Consider the following 570-nt stretch of genomic DNA (forward strand, 5'->3'; position numbering starts at 1 on the left):
TAAATATTTCAGAGCTTCAGTTAAAGCCTTGCGCACTGATTCTGCCTTTGCATCAGGTAATGTTGCCAAGATACAGAGCCGTGTATTTCGTTCAATAAGTGTTGCTATCGAACTTTTATTGTCTTTACCTTTAATTAAATCGGCTTCCCAATGACCCGGTATTTTTCTTTCTTGAACTTCGGTTGGGCGCTCATGAATAGTTTTAATATCCTGTAATATAGAATCTTTTTTAGGTTCACCGTTAGCTTTTCGCTTTTTATTTTCATGACGAGACAGGATAGTAAGTCTTTTTTCAGCTCACCCTTTGGTAATGCTCGTATCGTTGAATAAATCGTTGTATGGCTTACATTCATTGTTTGATCCAAATCAGGAAATCTCTTTAAACGCTTTGCTATTTGCTGAGGAGACCATAAACAACGGATCGCTTCAACAATAAATTTCCAGAGGATTGAATCGATTTTGAGTTTTCTGTGACCACGTCTACGTCTAGCGAAGGTGTTATCAGAAGCATATTGAGCTTGATAAACGTCATTGATGCTATTTCTTTTAAGCTCACGATAGATCGTACTA

Annotated in this window: 1 pseudogene; it reads right to left on the reverse strand. The window is 37.2% G+C overall.

Features of this window, described 5'->3' with window-relative positions:
• Positions 1–563 (reverse strand): annotated as a pseudogene (locus HMPREF0023_RS15965) (IS30 family transposase); the annotation flags it as partial.
• Positions 564–570: the final 7 nt, after the last annotated feature.

The sequence above is a fragment of the Acinetobacter sp. ATCC 27244 genome, from assembly GCF_000156555.1.
In the GTDB taxonomy this organism is placed as follows: Bacteria; Pseudomonadota; Gammaproteobacteria; order Pseudomonadales; family Moraxellaceae; genus Acinetobacter; species Acinetobacter haemolyticus.